At 55.9% G+C, this 19,175-nt stretch carries 23 protein-coding genes; 10 read left to right on the top strand and 13 right to left on the bottom strand.

Features of this window, described 5'->3' with window-relative positions; translation table 11 throughout:
* Window positions 1-7: 7 nt before the first annotated feature.
* On the top strand, window positions 8-1,357 hold the full coding sequence (accC, locus tag LCM21_RS04540) for an acetyl-CoA carboxylase biotin carboxylase subunit (protein WP_224889510.1): 1,350 nt from the start codon (window positions 8-10) through the stop codon (window positions 1,355-1,357).
* 48 nt (window positions 1,358-1,405) lie between these two features.
* Complete coding sequence (gene aat, locus LCM21_RS04545) at window positions 1,406-2,038, top strand: leucyl/phenylalanyl-tRNA--protein transferase (protein WP_224889511.1); 633 nt, start codon at window positions 1,406-1,408, stop codon at window positions 2,036-2,038.
* Here aat and LCM21_RS04550 read toward each other — a convergent pair.
* The 6 genes from LCM21_RS04550 to LCM21_RS04575 form a co-directional block, all read right to left on the bottom strand.
* Window positions 1,993-2,361, bottom strand: a complete 369-nt coding sequence (locus LCM21_RS04550; RefSeq protein WP_224889512.1) for a DUF2155 domain-containing protein — start codon at window positions 2,359-2,361, stop codon at window positions 1,993-1,995. The two genes, aat and LCM21_RS04550, sit on opposite strands and share 46 nt — an antisense overlap.
* Window positions 2,358-2,810, bottom strand: coding sequence for an outer membrane lipid asymmetry maintenance protein MlaD (gene mlaD / locus LCM21_RS04555; protein WP_224889513.1), 453 nt, complete (start codon window positions 2,808-2,810; stop codon window positions 2,358-2,360). The genes LCM21_RS04550 and mlaD overlap by 4 nt, the downstream gene beginning before the upstream one ends.
* Window positions 2,811-2,822: 12 nt before the next feature.
* On the bottom strand, window positions 2,823-3,206 hold the full coding sequence (locus tag LCM21_RS04560; protein WP_068337490.1) for an NADH:ubiquinone oxidoreductase subunit NDUFA12: 384 nt from the start codon (window positions 3,204-3,206) through the stop codon (window positions 2,823-2,825).
* Between the two features lie 82 nt (window positions 3,207-3,288).
* Entirely contained in the window at window positions 3,289-3,660 is a 372-nt protein-coding gene (locus LCM21_RS04565; protein ID WP_224889514.1) for a Rid family hydrolase, read from the bottom strand.
* 62 nt (window positions 3,661-3,722) lie between these two features.
* A complete protein-coding gene (clpX, locus tag LCM21_RS04570) occupies window positions 3,723-4,988 on the bottom strand; it encodes an ATP-dependent Clp protease ATP-binding subunit ClpX (RefSeq protein WP_068337494.1) in 1,266 nt (421 codons plus the stop codon).
* Window positions 4,989-5,121: 133 nt separating this feature from the next.
* Window positions 5,122-5,754 carry an ATP-dependent Clp protease proteolytic subunit gene (locus tag LCM21_RS04575; RefSeq protein WP_068337496.1) on the bottom strand — a complete coding sequence of 211 codons (633 nt, stop codon included), beginning with the start codon at window positions 5,752-5,754 and terminating at the stop codon, window positions 5,122-5,124.
* A gap of 311 nt (window positions 5,755-6,065) precedes the next feature.
* Between LCM21_RS04575 and LCM21_RS04580 the strand changes: the two genes are divergently transcribed.
* The 3 genes from LCM21_RS04580 (at window position 6,066) to LCM21_RS20695 (ending at window position 7,745) form a co-directional block, all read left to right on the top strand.
* Window positions 6,066-6,401, top strand: coding sequence for an ArsR/SmtB family transcription factor (locus LCM21_RS04580; protein ID WP_224889515.1), 336 nt, complete (start codon window positions 6,066-6,068; stop codon window positions 6,399-6,401).
* A 168-nt stretch (window positions 6,402-6,569) separates the two neighbouring features.
* A complete protein-coding gene (locus LCM21_RS04585; RefSeq protein WP_082677497.1) occupies window positions 6,570-6,707 on the top strand; it encodes an entericidin A/B family lipoprotein in 138 nt (45 codons plus the stop codon).
* 912 nt (window positions 6,708-7,619) lie between these two features.
* A complete protein-coding gene (locus LCM21_RS20695; RefSeq protein WP_263618877.1) occupies window positions 7,620-7,745 on the top strand; it encodes a hypothetical protein in 126 nt (41 codons plus the stop codon).
* 269 nt (window positions 7,746-8,014) lie between these two features.
* Here the strand turns inward: LCM21_RS20695 and LCM21_RS04590 are convergent, their stop codons facing one another.
* Together LCM21_RS04590 and lepA are read right to left on the bottom strand one after the other, a co-directional pair.
* Complete coding sequence (locus LCM21_RS04590; RefSeq protein ID WP_224889516.1) at window positions 8,015-8,842, bottom strand: DUF3800 domain-containing protein; 828 nt, start codon at window positions 8,840-8,842, stop codon at window positions 8,015-8,017.
* 38 nt (window positions 8,843-8,880) lie between these two features.
* The gene (gene lepA / locus LCM21_RS04595; RefSeq protein ID WP_224889517.1) at window positions 8,881-10,680 is read right to left on the bottom strand and encodes a translation elongation factor 4; all 1,800 of its coding nucleotides are present in this window, start codon (window positions 10,678-10,680) and stop codon (window positions 8,881-8,883) included.
* 162 nt (window positions 10,681-10,842) lie between these two features.
* On the opposite strand from lepA, the gene LCM21_RS04600 reads away from it, so the two are divergent.
* The 3 genes from LCM21_RS04600 (at window position 10,843) to LCM21_RS04610 (ending at window position 13,267) form a co-directional block, all read left to right on the top strand.
* Window positions 10,843-11,895 (top strand): Hint domain-containing protein, encoded by a 1,053-nt coding sequence (locus LCM21_RS04600; RefSeq protein WP_224889518.1) that lies wholly within the window; start codon window positions 10,843-10,845, stop codon window positions 11,893-11,895.
* Window positions 11,896-11,947: 52 nt separating this feature from the next.
* On the top strand, window positions 11,948-12,259 hold the full coding sequence (locus LCM21_RS04605) for a hypothetical protein (protein ID WP_068337868.1): 312 nt from the start codon (window positions 11,948-11,950) through the stop codon (window positions 12,257-12,259).
* 66 nt (window positions 12,260-12,325) lie between these two features.
* On the top strand, window positions 12,326-13,267 hold the full coding sequence (locus LCM21_RS04610) for a LysR family transcriptional regulator (RefSeq protein ID WP_224889519.1): 942 nt from the start codon (window positions 12,326-12,328) through the stop codon (window positions 13,265-13,267).
* Here LCM21_RS04610 and LCM21_RS04615 read toward each other — a convergent pair.
* A complete protein-coding gene (locus LCM21_RS04615; RefSeq protein ID WP_224889520.1) occupies window positions 13,264-13,707 on the bottom strand; it encodes a low molecular weight protein-tyrosine-phosphatase in 444 nt (147 codons plus the stop codon). The genes LCM21_RS04610 and LCM21_RS04615 overlap by 4 nt on opposite strands.
* Window positions 13,708-13,734: 27 nt before the next feature.
* On the opposite strand from LCM21_RS04615, the gene LCM21_RS04620 reads away from it, so the two are divergent.
* Window positions 13,735-14,430: an NAD-dependent deacylase gene (locus LCM21_RS04620; RefSeq protein WP_224889521.1), complete on the top strand. Its 696-nt coding sequence runs from the start codon at window positions 13,735-13,737 to the stop codon at window positions 14,428-14,430.
* A gap of 60 nt (window positions 14,431-14,490) precedes the next feature.
* Window positions 14,491-15,099 (top strand): HdeD family acid-resistance protein, encoded by a 609-nt coding sequence (locus LCM21_RS04625; protein WP_224889522.1) that lies wholly within the window; start codon window positions 14,491-14,493, stop codon window positions 15,097-15,099.
* 88 nt (window positions 15,100-15,187) lie between these two features.
* On the opposite strand, the gene LCM21_RS04630 is transcribed toward LCM21_RS04625, so the two are convergent.
* From LCM21_RS04630 to meaB, 4 genes are all read right to left on the bottom strand, one after another.
* The gene (locus LCM21_RS04630; protein ID WP_224889523.1) at window positions 15,188-15,661 is read right to left on the bottom strand and encodes a copper chaperone PCu(A)C; all 474 of its coding nucleotides are present in this window, start codon (window positions 15,659-15,661) and stop codon (window positions 15,188-15,190) included.
* Window positions 15,662-16,460: 799 nt separating this feature from the next.
* Window positions 16,461-16,748 (bottom strand): 50S ribosomal protein L28, encoded by a 288-nt coding sequence (gene rpmB, locus LCM21_RS04635; RefSeq protein WP_068337516.1) that lies wholly within the window; start codon window positions 16,746-16,748, stop codon window positions 16,461-16,463.
* A gap of 119 nt (window positions 16,749-16,867) precedes the next feature.
* The gene (locus tag LCM21_RS04640; RefSeq protein WP_224889524.1) at window positions 16,868-18,052 is read right to left on the bottom strand and encodes a Hint domain-containing protein; all 1,185 of its coding nucleotides are present in this window, start codon (window positions 18,050-18,052) and stop codon (window positions 16,868-16,870) included.
* Between the two features lie 103 nt (window positions 18,053-18,155).
* Window positions 18,156-19,133, bottom strand: a complete 978-nt coding sequence (gene meaB / locus LCM21_RS04645) for a methylmalonyl Co-A mutase-associated GTPase MeaB (protein ID WP_224889525.1) — start codon at window positions 19,131-19,133, stop codon at window positions 18,156-18,158.
* Window positions 19,134-19,175 lie beyond the last annotated feature (42 nt).

Below are 19,175 nucleotides of genomic sequence, written 5' to 3' on the forward strand. Positions count from 1 at the left end.
CGGGCCCATGTTCGACAAGATCCTGATTGCCAACCGAGGCGAGATCGCCCTGCGCGTCATCCGCGCCGCGCGCGAGATGGGGATTAAGACGGTCGCCGTCCACTCCACCGCCGACAGCGACGCAATGCATGTGCGCATGGCAGACGAATCGGTGTGTATCGGCCCGGCCCCCAGCCCGCAAAGCTATCTTTCCGTACCCGCGATCATCTCGGCCTGTGAAATCACCGGCGCGCAGGCGATCCATCCGGGCTATGGCTTCCTGTCAGAGAATGCCGAGTTCGTGCAGATCGTCGAAGATCACGACATCACCTTCATCGGCCCTACCGCGGAACACATCCGCGTCATGGGTGACAAGATCACCGCCAAGGACACGATGAAGGAACTGGGTGTTCCTTGCGTTCCCGGGTCTGACGGCGGCGTGCCTGATCTGGAAGCTGCAAAAAAGATCGGTGAAGAGTTCGGCTATCCCGTCATCATCAAGGCCACTGCCGGCGGTGGTGGACGTGGTATGAAAGTCGCCCGCAGCGCCAATGAGATGGAAAGCGCCTTCCTGACCGCACGCGCCGAAGGCAAAGCCGCCTTTGGCAATGACGAGGTTTACATCGAGAAATACCTGACCACGCCGCGCCATATCGAGATTCAGGTCTTTGGCGACGGGAAGGGCAACGCGGTGCATCTGGGTGAGCGCGACTGTTCGCTGCAACGCCGCCACCAAAAAGTATTCGAAGAAGCCCCCGGCCCCTGCATCACCCCCGAAGAACGCGCGAAGATCGGCAAGATTTGTGCCGATGCCGTAGCAAAAATCAACTATATCGGTGCGGGTACAATCGAGTTCCTGTATGAAAACGGCGAGTTTTATTTCATCGAAATGAACACGCGCCTGCAGGTGGAACACCCTGTAACCGAAGGCATTTTTGGCGTCGATCTGGTGCGCGAGCAAATCCTTGTCGCCGCCGGGGAAGAGATGTCGTTCAGCCAAGACGATCTGGAGATCAACGGCCACGCAATCGAGGTTCGGATCAACGCAGAGAAACTGCCGAACTTCTCCCCCTGTCCTGGCAAGATCACGGCTTACCATGCGCCCGGCGGCCTTGGGGTACGGATGGATTCGGCGCTGTATGACGGGTACTCGATCCCGCCCTACTACGATTCGCTGATCGCCAAGTTGATTGTTCAGGGCCGCGACAGGGCCGAGGCACTGGCACGGCTGGAACGCGCGCTGGGTGAACTGATCGTCGATGGCATTGACACCACAGTACCTCTGTTTCACGCCCTGTTGCAGGATCCCGACATTCACAGCGGTGACTACAACATTCACTGGTTGGAGCACTGGCTTGAGGAAAATATGGCCCAGTAACATACCGGGGGCGAAGGACACCAATCCTTCGCCCCTTGAGCATTCCAGATGAGCCTTTCCCCGGACCTTTTACTGCACGGCTATTCCATCGGTATCTTCCCGATGGCCGAGCACCGCAACGCGGCCGAGCTTTTCTGGGTTGACCCCAAGTTTCGCGGCGTCTTTCCCTTGGATGGCTTTCACGTTTCCCGCAGTCTGGCGCGTCGCATTCGAAAATGCGGGTTCTCGGTAACGATCAACCAGGACTTCGCCGGAGTGGTCGATGGCTGTGCCGACCGTTCTGATACCTGGATCAATGCTGAACTGCGTGACCTATACCTGAAAATCCATCACTCAGGTCAGGCGCACTCGCTAGAGATTTGGGAGGGCGACCAATTGGTTGGCGGCGTTTTCGGCGTCACGCTGGGGGCAGCCTTTTTCGGCGAGAGCATGTTTTCCCACCGGAAGGATGCGTCAAAGATCGCATTGGCTTATCTGGTGGATCGTCTGCGTCAAACCGGTTTTCGATTGTTCGATACTCAGTTCCTCACGGCGCACTTGGCGTCCCTTGGCGCGATCGAAATTCCGCGCTCGCAATACCGAAAGGAACTGGAAGAGGCGATTAACGCCAGCGCTGATTTCACGGTGCCACTGGCTCAATCAGCCGAGGGCGTTATACAACGTATGACCCAGACATCGTAACGGGCGTGATCCAGCGCGTTCAATGCCGGAGAGGTCGCGATCATCCACCCGTCAAACAGCTGATCCGACTTTCCTTTTTCCCATATCGTCAGATAGGCAAAGGCATCACCCGTCGGGTTTTCCGGCGGATAGCGACAGTCACCCAAAGCGACGTCCAGTCCAAAAACCTCTCCGCTTTGACCGCTTTGCATTTCGACATCCACGGTCTGGCCGCTGACCTTGTCCAGCCCTCGCAGAATCGCCCCGGGGCCGGACTGGACCTTTTGTTGTGCTGAAACAGTCGTCGCGGCCAACAGTGCAGCGCCAAAGGCAAAGTGTTTCATTCGCTGCTGTCCCCGGCCACGAATTTGACCAAGAGCGATATAAGGCTAACCGCGCCTTGTGTATCCGTAACCTGATCACCGGGTTCAAAGAAAAACGGCGAACCACCGGGCATTACTTCGACAAAATTGCCACCGAGCAACCCTTCGGACGAGATTACAATGGCGCTATCGTCAGGCACCAGTATGCCATCCCGGATCGTGAACGTCGTGTCCGCGCGGTAAGTGTCAGGGTTCAGGTCTACCCCTGTCACCGTACCGATCTTGACACCGGCAAGCCGTACATCCGTACCAACGCTCACCCCTTCGAGTGAGCGAAACGAAGCCTCCAACTGGTAGCCCGTGGCGCTCTGCGACAGTCCGGTGGACTGGCTGGCATACACGCCAAACGCAACGGCAGAGGCCAATACGGCCCCACCGACCAATACTTCGGTTAAATTGTAAGTCGACATTGCTCGCCTCGTTTATTCCGGGCTCCAGGCCTCATAGTCTGTGCGTTCGACCGGGTCTTTGCGGCGCAGAGATCCGGCAGGCGTATAGGCCATCGCAGTGCCTGTCAGGTTTTCCTGATGCGGCTTTTCCCAGGTCTTGTGCTTTAGCGGCTTATCGGTCGGCGGCTCATCCCACGTCCGGTGCAACCAGCCATGCCAATCAGGATCGATCCGGCTGGCCTCGGCCTCGCCGTTGAAAATCACCCAGCGTTTGCTGTCGTCGGCGTTGCGATAAAAGACGTTGCCCTCATTGTCCTCGCCGACTTTTTGGCCTTTACGCGCAGTGTAGATTTGCGTGCCCAGAGTGGCCCCATTCCACCAGGTCACGGCCCGCAATAATGTGTTCAAGATACCCATCGGCTGCCTCCGGCATTTCTATCACCGCAGATATGGACCAAAGGCACGCCAAGGTCCAGTGTCGCTAGGACCGCACTCACTATTATGGCAACGCAGCAGTCACTTCGATCTCAATACGGTCTTTAGGAGTAATTAAGTTGCATTCTGTCACAGTAGCGGCCGGGGGATTCGCGCCGAATGTTTTAACCAGTAGCGGCCAACACAGTTCAAACTCGCTCATGTCCGGAAGGTAATAGTTCACCCTGACAACGTCAGCGAAACTTGCGCCAGCCTCGGCCAACGCTTTACCAATCGCATCAAGCGCTGACTGGCACTGACCAACGATGTCTTCCGGAATATCGTCACCCTGCGCGCAAGTTCCGGCCACAAAAATGAACCCGTTTGCAACAACCGCACGGCAATAGCCGACTTTGGCCTCATACTCTCCGCCCGAAGATATGCGTTTGATCGTCATGTTGACCTCACATGAAAAAGGCGCGGTCTTTGCCGCGCCATCTCTGATTTACCGTTAAGGACTTATCCCGCCGAGGCCGACTCCGCTGCATCCGCGTAAATGATCAACGGCTGCTTGTCGGACGACACTGCCTCTTCGTTGACCACAACTTCGGTCACATTCTTCATGCCAGGCAGTTCGAACATCGTATCCAACAGGATGTCTTCGAGGATCGAGCGTAGGCCACGCGCTCCGGTTTTGCGTTCGATGGCCTTCTTGGCGATCGACTTCAACGCATCATCCGTGAAGGCCAGCTCAACATCTTCCAACTCAAACAACCGCTGGTATTGCTTGACCAAGGCGTTTTTGGGCTTAGTCAGGATCGTGACAAGCGCATCTTCGTCCAAATCTTCAAGCGTTGCCAACACCGGCAGACGACCGACGAATTCAGGGATCAATCCGAATTTCAACAGGTCTTCAGGCTCCAGATCCTGGAAGATCTCGCCTACGCCGCGTTCGTCATTGTCACGCACATCAGCACCAAATCCCATTGCCGAGCCTTTGCCACGCTGCGCGATAATTTTGTCAAGCCCAGCAAACGCTCCTCCACAGATGAACAGGATGTTCGTGGTGTCCACTTGCAGAAATTCTTGCTGCGGATGCTTACGCCCACCTTGCGGCGGTACGCTGGCCACGGTGCCCTCCATCAGCTTAAGCAGCGCCTGTTGCACACCCTCACCTGACACATCGCGCGTGATCGAAGGGTTTTCAGACTTGCGCGTGATCTTGTCGACCTCGTCGATATAGACGATACCGCGCTGCGCGCGCTCAACATTGTATTCGCTGGCCTGCAAAAGTTTGAGAATGATGTTCTCAACATCCTCACCCACATAGCCGGCTTCTGTCAGCGTCGTCGCGTCCGCCATGGTGAACGGAACATCCAAAATCCGCGCCAGCGTTTGTGCCAGCAGGGTCTTGCCGCACCCCGTCGGGCCGATCAGCAGGATGTTGGATTTTGCCAACTCGATATCGCTGCCCGCTTTCTGAGCATGATTGAGGCGCTTGTAATGGTTGTGAACCGCAACCGACAGAACGCGCTTGGCAGTGGCCTGACCGATTACGTAATCGTCCAAAACCTCGCATATGTCTTTTGGCGTCGGAACACCATCCGAGGATTTCAGTCCGCTGGCCTTGGTTTCCTCGCGGATGATATCCATGCAAAGTTCGACGCATTCATCGCAGATAAACACGGTCGGTCCGGCAATCAGCTTGCGCACCTCATGCTGGCTCTTGCCGCAGAAGCTACAGTAGAGCGTGTTCTTGCCGTCACCGCCTGAATTCGTCGCCATGTTCTACCTTTCGGGCTTCTTCCCTGCGGCCGTCATCCGGCCGCGCTTATTGTCTTATGGTGCAGCTTAGGCCAGCACCGAGACGGCTACAATCTCAAAATGTTACCCGCGCTACCGACGCGCGGGTGTGAGTTCAGGAGTCCTCGCCGTCCATTTTGGCGCGATTTTCGACAATCTCGTCGATATGACCCCAATCTTTCGCCTCTTCCGGGCTCATGAAATTGTCGCGATCCAGCGCCTTTTCAACCGCCTTTTTGGTCTGCCCCGTGTGACGTACATAAATGTCGTAAAGGCGATCTTTCAGTTTCTGCGTCTCGGCCGCATGGATCATGATATCGCTGGCCTGACCCTGATATCCGCCGCTGGGCTGATGAACCATGATCCGGCTGTTAGGCAGAGAAAACCGCATCCCCTTCTCGCCACCGGCCAGCAGAACGGACCCCATCGAAGCCGCCTGACCGATAACCAATGTCGAACATTTCGGCTTGATGTACTGCATTGTGTCGTAGATCGACAAACCGCTGGTTACAACACCACCGGGCGAGTTGATGTAGATCGAGATTTCCTTGCTGGGGTTTTCCGCCTCAAGATGCAAAAGCTGAGCGACCACCAGATGGCTCATCCCGTCGTGGATCGGACCATTGATGAAAATGATCCGCTCTTTCAAAAGGCGCGAGAAAATGTCGTATGCGCGTTCGCCCCGGCTGGTCTGTTCGACCACCATGGGGACGAGCGTATTCATGTAGGTGTCAACTGGATCGAACATTATGAACCTGCCTGTTTGCTATGGATTGGGACACTACCCAAAAAAACGTTACCCGAGTCTTAGTGTCGCCATCGGGGGGCTGCAAGGGGGCCACGATACTTCATCCACTACCGCGGCGATACGACAGCAAAACAGGCGTTGGCGAGGACCCGGGTGAAAAGAGTTAATCACATATTAACACCTTCACATCACACCATTTTGATCCGTGCATGTAGAAATGCACAGCCAGACTATATAGCTAGGGTTCTATTCAAAAGCTCCGAAACCACTCACAAACTACCCCGCTCCTGGGGCAAACAAGGAAATAACCAATGGCCCTTACCCAAGTATCGCAGGATGCAACGCCCGAAGCTTTCGACAAGATGGTCTCCCACGCCGCCCACGCGGCAAATTTCCTGAAGGCCATCAGCCACGAGGGCCGGTTGATGATCCTGTGCCATCTGGTGTCGGGTGAAAAATCCGTAACCGAATTGGAAGAGCTGTTGTCAGCCCGACAGGCCGCCGTGTCGCAGCAACTGTCACGTTTGCGGCTTGAGGGGCTTGTTGTACCGCGACGGGAGGGCAAGGCAATTTACTATCGCCTTGCAGATGACCGCCCGCGCCGCTTGCTTGCACTCGTCTATGACCTATTCAATGGCGAGGAATAGCGCGCCTGTCATCTCTTGCGGCGCATTCTACTCGTTTTCTGCCAAATAACAGTTCCGTACCCGGTGTTTGTGCGACTTGCCGGGTTCAACAGAGGCTGCGCCGTATGGTCTGGTTCCACGCTGGGAAACCTGTTACGCAGCATTCGACTGACACAAATGGAGACACCGATGATCCGTGCGATTCTGTTGGGGCTTGCCTTGTTTACCCTTACCGCCTGCGAAACGGCAAAAGGCGCTGGCAAAGATATTGAGAAAGCTGGCGACGCGATCCAGAATGCGGCCACGGACGTTCAGCAAAGCCTGTAGACCGCACCCTACAATCTGTGACTCTATGGGCCCCGCGCCCAAGATGTAGTTGAAATCGACACCGATACACTGTAAGTACAGTCGTACAGGTGCATAGACGCGGCATTGCATTTCTGACACGTCGACGGGGTTCTTGTGGCATCACAAGAACCCCGTTCCCTTGTATAACAAGGGATAGAGTGGTGCCCTGCTTGTTCTTCTAAGACGCGTAAAGGAAAAGGCGTCAGGTGCGCAGACGCGGTCCATGCATGTATCCTTGCGGACACTCCTGACGCCTTAGTGGATCGGTACGTCCGGGGGACGTTCCGAACCGGTTGCCTCAGCCCCGGAAAGGGCCGAAACCGCTGCTTAGCACCAAGCGGCGCTTCACAGCACGCGCCGGCCGTCTGAGAAGATGACCACCTGATCCGAAGGTAACTCCGACCCAGCCAATCACCCACCGGTAAGTCCCTGCTGTGAAAGGAAAAGTCCTAGAACTCTCTTTCACCGCTGCGACCCCCTGGCCTTTGCGCTCCGCTCAAGTTCCTGAGAACCGTTGCGATGGAATGACTGTTGCATTGGTCTGAGTGTCCGACAAGAAAATAGCACTGCAGCATGAAAATTTGACGGGGATAAGATGTTGATATCCGGCTGGAGAGCTTTGTGGATAACCCGGGAAATCTTGCTGCAGTGCAGCTTTACTGGTGGATAAGTCAATTTAGCCGAAAACTCCCAATTTTCGCGTGCTTTCTGCAGGTGCGAAGGTCATTGAGTGGCTAGAGCAGTAAAATCGGAGGCATTCTTAGAGCCTCAAGCCCCATTTCCCTCGAATCACATTGCCAGAGACCGTCATCAATGGCGCGTTGAGCAAGCGGGGCAAGATCGGACGGCGTTTCAGCAAGACAACACACAGCCGAGTTAAGGTGTCCGTTGATGAGAAGCGCTCCGACCCGGTCGGGATTACCTATTACGCGCCGCGACCTGCCGCAGCCAGTACCCCTACAGACCGGACGGGCCGGAAACGCTTCGGTTCACCTGTCGGACGGGCCGGTTCTGTAGGACAACCCGATCCGCAGGCTACGTGAAACCTGTGACTACGAGATTGGGGTGGCTTGGGGAGACTGCAAGTTACGTAAGGGAAACTTCATGAATGGCCCATTGGGTTGTTAGGTGGGTTGGTTGTTTTAGGGGAGGCAAACCTTTGGTTTGACGGAGGTGTTTCATGCCTGAGACATGCTTTCAGCATGACGCGGTCCGGGACTGCTGCTGAGAAGATTGAAATTCCTCAGTGTTTAAAAGGACATGGCAAACTGAAAAAAAATGCAGGGCTAGCCCTTAGCTATCTCCATTGGCTTTTCGTAAAATTTCTGCGCGAACTTTAAATCTGGACCCTTCAATCCCATGGCAACAGGTCCTTTGATGAACTTGATACCATGGTTAGCGATCTGACCTGTGCGTTCGCAACGACTAAACTTCGGCTTCAGCTCACGTAGGTATCGCTGTTCCGTCAATTTCAGTTTGTTATTCTCGGAACAAAAAGCTTTGTGAAGTGAATAAGCTATGCAATCCGCTATAGCCAAAAGAGGTTCGTCTTCCTTTGATCTTGCATCTATTACATTTGGCAATAAGTGCAAAAGCTTAGCTGCTCTCGGATCAATTGGCTTTTCACCAATTTTGTTCAGATATCGATACAACCGAGCATAATCATGGCCGCGTTTTTTCTCGAATACAATTGCGACGTCAGAAGCCGCCCAATTTTGTAACCCTATGTAGTGACCGACTAGCTCAAACAGATACTGAGCGCATTTATTGTAGAAGTCTTGAGCTTGATCCTCCCCAGCGATCAATGTCTTGTAGGAGCCCAAAGTAGATTTTTTCGAGACTACTCCAAAGTTCAAAACTCGCAGTTTAGAGATTTCGCGTGCAAAATAGCTCACTTGCGCGTGGTTCATGTTCGCGCAGTGAAGCTCTGAAACGTCCAGAAAATTTCGGATATTGAAAATGAGTCTACGATAGTCGTCCATGTATGAAGTTGGGACGAGCGCTGCACCCATAGTCAAATACGAAGACGCACCGAATGGCGTCTCGTGCGTCATTACTCGATCTAAGCCTTGATCGCCGCTTTCATCGATAAGCAGCGTATACTTTTTGGGCATTAGCGTATCCACCAAATCAATGGTGAATACCTTATCAATCAACTATCCATTTTCAACGCAGAGATGAAAGCTTCCTGCGGGATATCAACCTTTCCAAACTGACGCATCTTCTTTTTACCCGCCTTCTGCTTGTCCAGCAGTTTACGTTTCCGTGTGGCGTCGCCTCCGTAGCATTTGGCGGTCACGTCCTTGCGCAGGGCCGAGAGGGTTTCGCGGGCGATGACCTTGCCTCCGATGGCGGCCTGGATCGGGATTTTGAACATATGGCGCGGGATCAGGTCCTTGAGCTTTTCGCACATCGCCCGGCCCCGCATCTCGGCCCGGTCGCGGTGGACCATGGTGGATAGCGCGTCGACGGGTTCGTCGTTGACAAGGATCGACATCTTGACCAGCGCGTCCTCACGGTACCCGGTCATCTGATAGTCGAAGCTGGCATAGCCCTTGGTCACCGATTTGAGGCGGTCGTAGAAGTCGAAGACGACCTCGTTCAGGGGCAGGTCATAGACGACCATGGCGCGTTGACCCGCATAGGTCAGATCCATCTGGATGCCGCGGCGGTCCTGACAGAGTTTCAGCACGTCGCCGAGGTATTCATCCGGAACAAGAATGGTTGCCTTGATGCGCGGCTCCTCAAGGTGGTCGACCTTGCTGAGGTCCGGCATGTCGGCGGGGTTGTGTAGTTCGATCATCTCACCGTCTTTCATGAAGACGTGGTAGATCACCGACGGCGCTGTGGTGATAAGCTCGATATCATATTCGCGCTCGATACGGTCACGGATGACCTCAAGGTGCAGAAGGCCCAGGAATCCACAGCGGAAGCCAAAGCCCAGCGCGGCCGAGGTTTCCATTTCAAAGCTGAAGCTGGCGTCGTTCAGCGCCAGTTTGTCGATCGCGTCGCGCAGGTCTTCGAATTCGGCTGAATCGACGGGGAATAGACCGCAGAACACCACTGGCTGCGCAGGCTTGAAGCCGGGCAGAGCCTTATCGGTTCCGTTGCGGTCATTGGTGATGGTGTCACCGACGCGGGTGTCGCGGACCTGTTTGATGGAGGCCGTCAGGAAACCAATCTCACCAGGGCCAAGGCTGTCGACCATCTCCATTGCGGGGCGGAAAACGCCGACGCGGTCGACATGGTGCAGGGTGCCGTTCGACATGAACTTGACCCGCATACCCTTTTTCAGCGTGCCGTCCATGATGCGGACCAGAACGATGACGCCGAGATAGGCGTCGTACCACGAGTCGACCAGCATCGCCTTGAGCGGCGCGTCAAGATTGCCCTGCGGTGCAGGCAGTTGTTTCACGATAGCTTCGAGAGTTTCGTGGATGCCCTGCCCCGTCTTGGCGGAAACCTGAATGGCGTCGGTCGCGTCGATGCCGATCACATCCTCGATCTGTTCGGCGACACGGTCACAATCGGACGCGGGCAAGTCGATCTTGTTCAGCACCGGTACGATCTCATGATCCGCATCGATAGCTTGATAGACATTCGCCAGCGTCTGCGCCTCGACCCCTTGGGTCGAGTCCACAACCAGCAGGGAGCCTTCAACCGCGCGCATGGAGCGGCTGACCTCATAGGCAAAGTCCACGTGACCGGGGGTGTCGATCAGGTTCAGCACGTACTTCTCGCCGTTATCAGCGGTATAGTCGATACGGACCGTGTTGGCTTTGATGGTAATGCCACGCTCACGCTCGATATCCATGCTGTCGAGCAGCTGTTCCTTCATGTCACGATCCTGCACCGTCCCGGTCTCTTGGATGAGCCGGTCGGCAAGGGTGGATTTGCCATGGTCGATATGCGCGACGATGGAGAAATTACGGATATGAGCAAGGTCTGTCATGCAGTGGGATATGTCCGCAGAATGAGGCCCCGTCAAGCGGCGAAGCGCCACGTTCGTTTGCCATTTGCAACAGTTACACCTGTGCCGTTCACCTAAAATTGAGGTCAAGAGGTGATTTTGCTAGCAAGAGAGCAAAACACCAATTCAAGAGCAGTGTAGTTTATGGCGAGATATTCCATTTTCATACTGGGAGAAAGCCAACTCTCGGTCTCGGTTCCACAGGGGCTCGACGGTCTCAATCAGGGGACCGGGGTTCATCTGATTGGTGAAACAATCACGATCGACTCGCGGTCTGCGACCGAGGTTTTTATCAGAGATAACGGCAACGATAATAGATTTGCCGACAATGACGGGAACCAACGTCTGGACGGTGATCAGACGATCGACGGCGTTCTGTTCAACGATGGCACCCGGGTCGAGGCCGAATATGGCATCACGCTGACCGATGGTACCAACACATGGCAGGCCGTGGCGTTCAACGTAAACAACTCGAACCTGTCCTACGCAACCGTCGAAGGCATCGCATTTATCGGCGGCCCCGGCGATTTCCCGCCAGCCGGCGTGAAGCTGACTGTGGTCGATACGCAGGAAGGGCCAAGTTTCCAAGCAGCCGATTACGTCACACCGATCTGCTATGACCGCGGCACGTGGATTCGCACTGATCAAGGCCGGATCCGCATAGAAAAATTGAAACCGGGCGATAAGGTCTGGACGCAAGACAGTGGGTATGTCCCCGTGCGGTGGGTCGGAATGCAAAATGTGATCGCGACCGGGCGGTTCAAAATGGTCGAAATCCCCTGTGGCACGCTGTCAAATTTTGCACCGCTACTAGTGTCGCAGCAACATAGGTTGTTGATCACACACGCCATGGCCGAATTGCATTTCGGTTCGTCAGAGGTGTTTGCCCCGGCCATAAGTTTTGTCGACGCTGGCGCCGCATGGCTGTCCGACAAAAAAACCGCGTGCTATCATCACCTTTTGCTGGACCAGCACGCTGTGATCAAAGCAAATGGCGCGGCGTCTGAAAGCCTTTTGTCTTCTCCGGCGTCCTGCGCTGCGAATCCGGACAGTTTGTTCTTCAGCGACCTTGCAGGCTTTGCCTCGGCAGCCACAAAAACGGCAAGATTAGCGCTTACAAGACGCGAAGCGGTATTTTTGATACGGGAGATCTTGGCCATTGAACAGGCACCCCGTTTGATTCATACTTCCGCCTAAACCGAGAGGGGCGCAAGACCCGTCCGGGTAGGCAAAACAACGAGGCATGAGCATGACAAAGTTCCTTCTGATCGCACTTTGTGCCACGTCTATCTTGGCTGTGGCGCCAAAATCCCTTGAGGCGGCGAATATTAAACGCGCTTGCCTTGCATCCGACCGGGCAGAGGCAACGCGCGACCGGTGCAATTGCATTCAGCGAGTGGCAGATCAGGCGCTGACGCGCAGTGATCAGAAAACCATCTCGAAATGGTTTCAGGACCCTCATCAGGCGCAAGAGTTAAAGATGTCGCGGACGGCGCGTGACGATGCGTTGTGGGATCGGTATCAGAACTTTGGCCAGATGGCGCAGGCGATCTGTAGCTGACCTATTCTGAAACCTTGACCTGACCCGCGCTGCACCCCAGAAAAGGCGCAGCGAAAGGGATATCTGATGGTTATGAAAGGGCTGACCCTGCGCGGGCTCGAAGTGTTCGAGGCCTTGGCGCGGACAGGCTCGGTTGCACAGGCGGCCGAGATCACGGGGCTCAGCCAACCGTCGGTGTCGCAGCAACTGCGCAATCTGGAAAACGCTCTGGGCACCGACCTGGTGGATCACGGTCGGCGTCCGATGCGTTTGACCCAGGCCGGACGCAGCTTTCTTGCCCGGGCCGAGGCAGTTCTGGCCGAGCTTCAAATGGCCCAGAGCGAGCTGACCTTGATGGATCTGGGTCATCTCACCACGCTGTCCATCGGGCTGATTGATGACTTCGACAATGACCTGACCCCACGGCTGGCCACGCTGTTGGCCGACAGCCTGACCCGGTCAAAGTTCAAGCTGATCACCCTGCCCAGCCTCGACCTATTCGATGAGCTTGAGGCACAGCGCCTACATCTGGTGGTTTCGGCCCATTCCGGTGAGGTGCTCGAAGACGTGGTCGAATACCCGCTGGTGCAGGATCCGTTTATTCTGGTAACGCCGAAAGGTGCAACAGATGCGGTACAGGAATTGCCGTTTCTGCGCTATGCCCGCGAACAGCTTATCAGCCGGCAGATTGAGGCCCACTTGGCTCGGCACAAGCTCAACTACGAAGAACGTTTCGAGATCGGCTCGCATCTGGCCCTGATGGCGATGGTGGCGCGTGGGCTGGGTTGGGCAATCACCACGCCGCTTGGCTACATGCGGGCCACACGGTTTCACGACGCGCTTGAGGCACACCCCGCCCCGTTCGGTGATTTCGCACGCACCATTTCCTTGTTTACGCGAAACGACTGGTCTGATCAGGTGCCGCAGGATGTTGCCGGCATGATGCGCCGCTTGATGCGCAACCAGGTCGTTGATCCGGCGCTGGCACAACTGCCGTGGCTTGCGGATCGCCTCAGGGTAATGGGTTAGCGCCGAAGATACGCGTCAAGTCCCGCAACAGCGGCTTCGATCAAGTCCAAAGCGCCGTCAAAGTCCCGCGTGTAATAGGGGTCCGGTACATGATCCGTACCCAACTCTGGCGCAAAATCTGTAAGCAATCGCACAGGCGTTTCGTTTCCGGCAGGCCGCAGTTTCTCGATATTCCTGATGTTATCTGCGTCCATTCCTATGATCAGATCAAAACTGTCAAAATCCTCGGCCACAAATTGCCGTGCCCGTAGGTTGCTGAGGTCAATTTCGCGTGCACGCGCTGCAGCCTGCATCGGCCCATAAGGCGGATCACCAATATGCCATCCCGAGGTCCCGGCACTGTCGGTGATGCAATGCGGCGCACGTGCGCGGAACGCGCCCTCGGCAGCGGGGGAACGGCAGATATTGCCCAAGCAGACAAAGAGGATACGGTGGGTCATGGGCAAGGGTTATCGCATGAGGCTAAGATGGAAAAGATCGTCATTTTGACCGGGGCCGGGATTTCCGCCGAAAGCGGATTAGGAACCTTTCGCGACGAAGGCGGGTTGTGGTCACAGCACCGGATCGAGGACGTCGCCACGCCCGAAGGGTTCGCACGCAACCCTGCCCTTGTCCATGAGTTTTACAACGCTCGCCGCATACAAGCCGCAAAGGCGCGACCCAATGCGGCGCATGCGGCCCTGGCGCGCCTTCAAAAAGATTTCCACGGCAAGGTCACACTCGTCACCCAGAATGTCGACAGCCTGCACGAAGCCGCCGGTGCGCAAGGCGTGATCCATATGCATGGTACACTCGCCGGTGCGCTTTGTGCGTCCTGCGGTCACCGATGGCCTGCTCCACCCGAGATGATGGTAGGTGAGCCCTGCGTAGCCTGCACCGCGCCTGCAGCCCGCCCCGATGTGGTCTGGTTTGGCGAGATGCCGTATTTCATGGATGAAATCTATGACCACCTGGCCGAAGCGACCCTATTTGCAGCCATTGGTACCTCGGGTCAGGTCTACCCAGCCGCTGCCTTCGTACACGAAGCCCAACACTCCGGCGCCCGCACGGTGGAACTGAACCTTGACCCCTCGTCTGGCGCTTCCAGCTTTGACAATGTCATACTCGGTCCAGCAACGGAAACGGTCCCACGCTGGGTAGAGGGTCTGCTCAGCCGTAGATAACGGCAGACACGAAGTGAGATTTTAACCTATAGTGAAGCCCTGATACGTCAGGAGGGTACAATGACCGATCCCAATTCCCCTCGCGAAGAAATCCTTGAGGTGGGCAGCCTGGACAACCGTGATGCCCTTGGCGATCAACTTGCCGGGCTGTGGTGGACGTTCCTGCTGCGTGGCATTTTGGCCGGGCTTCTGGGCATTGCAGCACTGTTCTGGCCAACTGGCAGTATTTCCATGTTGTTGCGCCTTGTTGGCTTGGTGCTGATCGTGGATGGCAGCCTGACGCTGCTGGGCTTTGGGCGGCGCGGTCTGATCGGAGGGGTCGGTATCGGCGCGCTTCTGATTGGTTTGGTGCTGTTGATCTGGCCTGAGGGCGTGGCGCGCCTGACCTTCTTCCTATTGGGCGCTTGGGCACTCATTGTCGGGGTTGGTTCGCTGATGGCATGGCGACAAATGTCGGATCAGCACCCCGACGCGCCATCGGTCCGCAATTCGGGGATTATCGCGCTGCTGATCGGACTGGTTCTCATATTCTGGCCGGGCAGCGGCATGGTCGCGCTGGGTTGGGCCATCGCTTTCGGCGCACTGGCGTTTTCTGCAATAATGTTCTGGCTGACTGCACGATTCAAACGCGCCCATGACCGTGTTGCCATGCGGGTAGTCAATCGCTAACGGATCGGCGAAAACGACAGCAGGCCGGGTATGTCCCGGCCTGACGCATGGATGACGGCCGCGCAGCGGCCCGGAGACAGGCGTTGCCCTAGTTGGAATGAGACCCGTGACCGCCCTTGTCTTTACGATCAAGATCAACCGGAATCTCTATTTCGACTTCCCCGGCGTTTTCAAAAATCAGTGTAACGGGAACCTTAGCGCCCTGCTCAAAAGGTGCGGTCAGGCCCATAAACATCAAGTGGTCGCCACCGCGTTGCAGCATAAAAGTTTCGCCAGCCGGAATGACAAAGCCTTCTTCAACTTCGATCATCTTGGCAACGCCGGCGTCATCAATCTTGTGCGTGTGCAACTCGACACGCGCAGCCGCATCCGATTTCGCGCCTATTAGCCGGTCATCCGTTTCACCGCTGTTTTGGATCATCATAAAAGCCGCGCCGGCCTTAGCCGTTTTTCCCGAAGACCGGGCGTAGGCATCGTCAACTGCAATGGTACTTTCCGCAAATGCAGTTGTTGCAAGGGTAACCGCAGCCATCGTGGCCAACAGGTTGGATTTGAGGGACATCGCGTCTCTCCTAATTTGGATTCAGTTTTGAGATTACAAACGGTTTCCAAGGAGAACCGGGGGTGCTCGCGCTGGTTTTCTCGGGACTGGCAAGGCAATCAAGTTGTCTGCCTTCCGCGGCGGAGCAGGCTGGGTGACCTTCGACGCCAACGGTAAATCCAGCGCCGGAACGTCGATCGCGCCCAATAGAGCCAAGGCATAGTCCGGGCAAAAATGTGCAGGTCGCGTCGGTTGACCGCTGGCGTCCATATAGACCACCACCGGGCCTGTACTTGTACACAGAACCATCTGCCCCACGGGGCCATCCATTCCGCGCGACGCAGCCACGCCCTGCCCCGTCAAGATGACAAGCAGAGAAACCAACAATGGCAAGAGTCTGTTCAGAACGGGTTTCATCTTGCGCTAGGTATAGGCCCGACACAAAGCGAGCTTCAAGCACAATCGGATGCGCCCAAAGCCCGCAGAACTTGGTATCGTGTCAACTGTCCGCAGGTGGACGTTTGACAGACCCTTTGGTCAGGCTCGTATGCAACCTGTTCACCTGCCGTTGCATCCGAAAGCATGTCCCAACCGATTTGCCAAAAAAGGCAGCCAACAGGGAGAAATAATCAGAAGTTTTATATGACATGTGACTGAACTCCGTCAGATGAATATGAACAAACATAAGCCAAAAACAGCGCAATGTATGTGAACAATATCACCAAGCGGAGTTTTTTTGTTCCAATTGCGGAACAACGAGAAAAGAAAAACCCTGCACCAATCGGTACAGGGTTCGAATTCTTCGCGGTCTGAAAAGGAATTAGGCCGAGGCTTGCGCCTTCGCGATTTCCTTTTTCACCTTCAGCGCGTTTGCTGACAGGTCTTCATCCTTGGCTTTGGCCAGGAACGCGTCCAGACCACCGCGGTGATCGACCGAGCGCAGCGCAGCCGCCGAAATGCGCAGCTTGACGCCACGGTTCAGTGTTTCCGACTGCAAGGTAACATCGTTCAGGTTCGGCAGGAAACGACGTTTGGTTTTATTGTTGGCATGGCTGACATTGTTGCCAGTCATCGGGCCTTTTCCGGTCAGTTCGCAACGGCGCGACATGGTTTCTTCCTTTGTTTCTGGAGGCCGGGTAAAACACCTGCGGCCAAATCACAAGAGGCGCAACCCGAAGTCGCGCCCGAAAACTGGTTGGATGCGTGTAGTGGGAATCGCCAAGGGGGTCAAGATGGATCGCACGAAATCTTTGCGTGGACATCGCCAAGGGTTCGGCGTGGGGTTGGCAACAAGGGTTTTTTGTTTCTGCGGTGCCGCTGAAGCAAACGCTTCTGCTGCTGTGCACGCGGAATAAGGCGGGCGGGCTTCAGTATCAGCCTTTTGTCGCGCAGCTCGGGGAAAATCTCGAATATCTCTTGTATGGCGTCCGAGCCAAGCGTTTTCAGGGCTTCCTCACCAAGAAACAGGCTTTCGGTCGGTGCATCTTCGGCAAAGATAACTTGGTGGCAGTCAAAGAGCAGGTGAAAATATTCGACGCTTTGCACACTATCATCGATGAATATGCCTGGCAGGGCGGTCAGTTTGATCGCGGGAATCAGAACCTCGGTTGTCCCAAACATCCGCTCTGCGATCTTCGAGCGCACGAGCATCCGATGCTGACGCGATACCAAGAGGTCGCGCCGGGGCAACCCGCTGCCCAATGCCCCCGCCAGAATCCGAACCGGCCATAGGCGCGGATTGTCCAACAAGGCGGCACGGTCAAACCGGCGCCGTCCGATCCACCGGATCGGCTGAGCCCCATGCTCCAGAGTTAAAATCATTTCGCCAATCCGCAGGCTTTGAACTGGTCGCACCTCATTCTGTGTCAGGATACCGGTATCCCGGACAAGGCAGGGAACGCCCGCCCCGTTTTCAAAGGCCGAATAGTTAACCACAATGCCCGAGGGCAGAGTAAACGTGCCACTGGATACTGAATAACGAACGCCGTCCTCTACGCTGATCCTGCCGAAGGCGACGTCGTCGATAACTGTCCCGGCTGGCAGGTTCAGCGTGTCTGTGCCTCCGCCCCCGCGAATATCACCGTCAACCGTTGTGCTGCTGAAATTCAGCGTGTCATTTCCACCGCCTAGACGAATGGAGCCGACGGTTGATCCTGTGATATCGACCGTATCCGCATCCGAGCCGCTGGCAATTCGCCCGCCGACCGTACTGTTTGTAACGGTGATAGTATCATTCCCGGCATTTCCGAGGACATTATCGGCGATAGTACTGTTGGTGATGTCTATGTCGTCATCACCGCCGCGCGCCCGAATATTGTCGATTGGGCTGCCCTGCGGTACGCCGTTCAGCGTTCCGTTGTCATTCGTGACGTCGATATCATCGTCACCATTTGTCCCGTCAATTCTGGGCATCAAAACCGGTCCAGCACATTCAGACCGGTAAAATAGCACGGTTCCTTGCGATCTTAAGTCAATGACGAAACTTTTATCGGAACTGTGCAGCGTGGCGCTTCGCCTAACGCGGCAGCAAAGACGCCAGCATGGTTTTGGCCGCCGCCGAAGGACTTAATTCACCGGTGCGGACCTGAGCACCCAGATAGGCCATTTCGGTCCGCGCCTGCGGGGTCGCTAACCTTGCCAACAGAGCGGCACGGACTTCCTGCTCGAACCAGTACTGCGCTTGTGCGGCGCGATTGGCATCCCAATGGCCGCTTTCCCGACGCGATTGGGCCAGGGACTGCATCTCGGCCCAAGCCTTCTCTAACCCGTGTTCCTCGACCGCCGATACGGTCATGGCCTTGGGAAAACCCTCTGGGTCCTGCGGACGCTTGCGCAACAGGCGCAAGGCACCGGCATAATCGGCGCAGGTCCGGGTCGCGGTGGCTTTCAAATCCCCGTCTGCCTTGTTGACCAGGATCATATCCGCCATTTCCATGATACCGCGCTTGACGCCCTGCAACTCATCCCCGCCTGCGGGAGCCAGAAGCAACAGGAATAAATCAGACATTTCGGACACCACGGTCTCGGACTGGCCAACACCGACGGTTTCAATCAGGACCACATCGAAAGCAGCCGCCTCGCACAAGGCAATCGCCTCACGCGTGCGCCTTGCGACACCACCCAAATGAGATTGGCTGGGGGACGGTCGGATAAAGGCGTTTTTCTCACGGCTCAAGCGTTCCATCCGGGTTTTGTCACCCAAAATGGAACCACCTGAGCGGGTCGAACTGGGATCAACCGCCAGCACTGCCACTCGCAAGCCCTGTTCGATTAGCATCATGCCAAAGCTCTCGATAAAGGTGGATTTACCAACGCCCGGAGTGCCCGACAGTCCGATACGCAGCGATTGCCGATTGGATTTCGCCAAATGGGTCAGCAATTCCGTCGCCTGCGCCCTGTGATCCTCTCGGCCACTTTCGACCAGAGTGATTGCGCGGGCCAGCGCACGACGCTCGCCTTTCAAAATCCTGTCACCCAGGCTGCTTATGTCCATTTCAACCCCGATCTTTTGCGGCATGACTACTTGCCGCGGGAA

This window comes from Ruegeria profundi, from assembly GCF_020171505.1.
GTDB classification, from domain to species: Bacteria; Pseudomonadota; Alphaproteobacteria; order Rhodobacterales; family Rhodobacteraceae; genus Ruegeria; species Ruegeria profundi.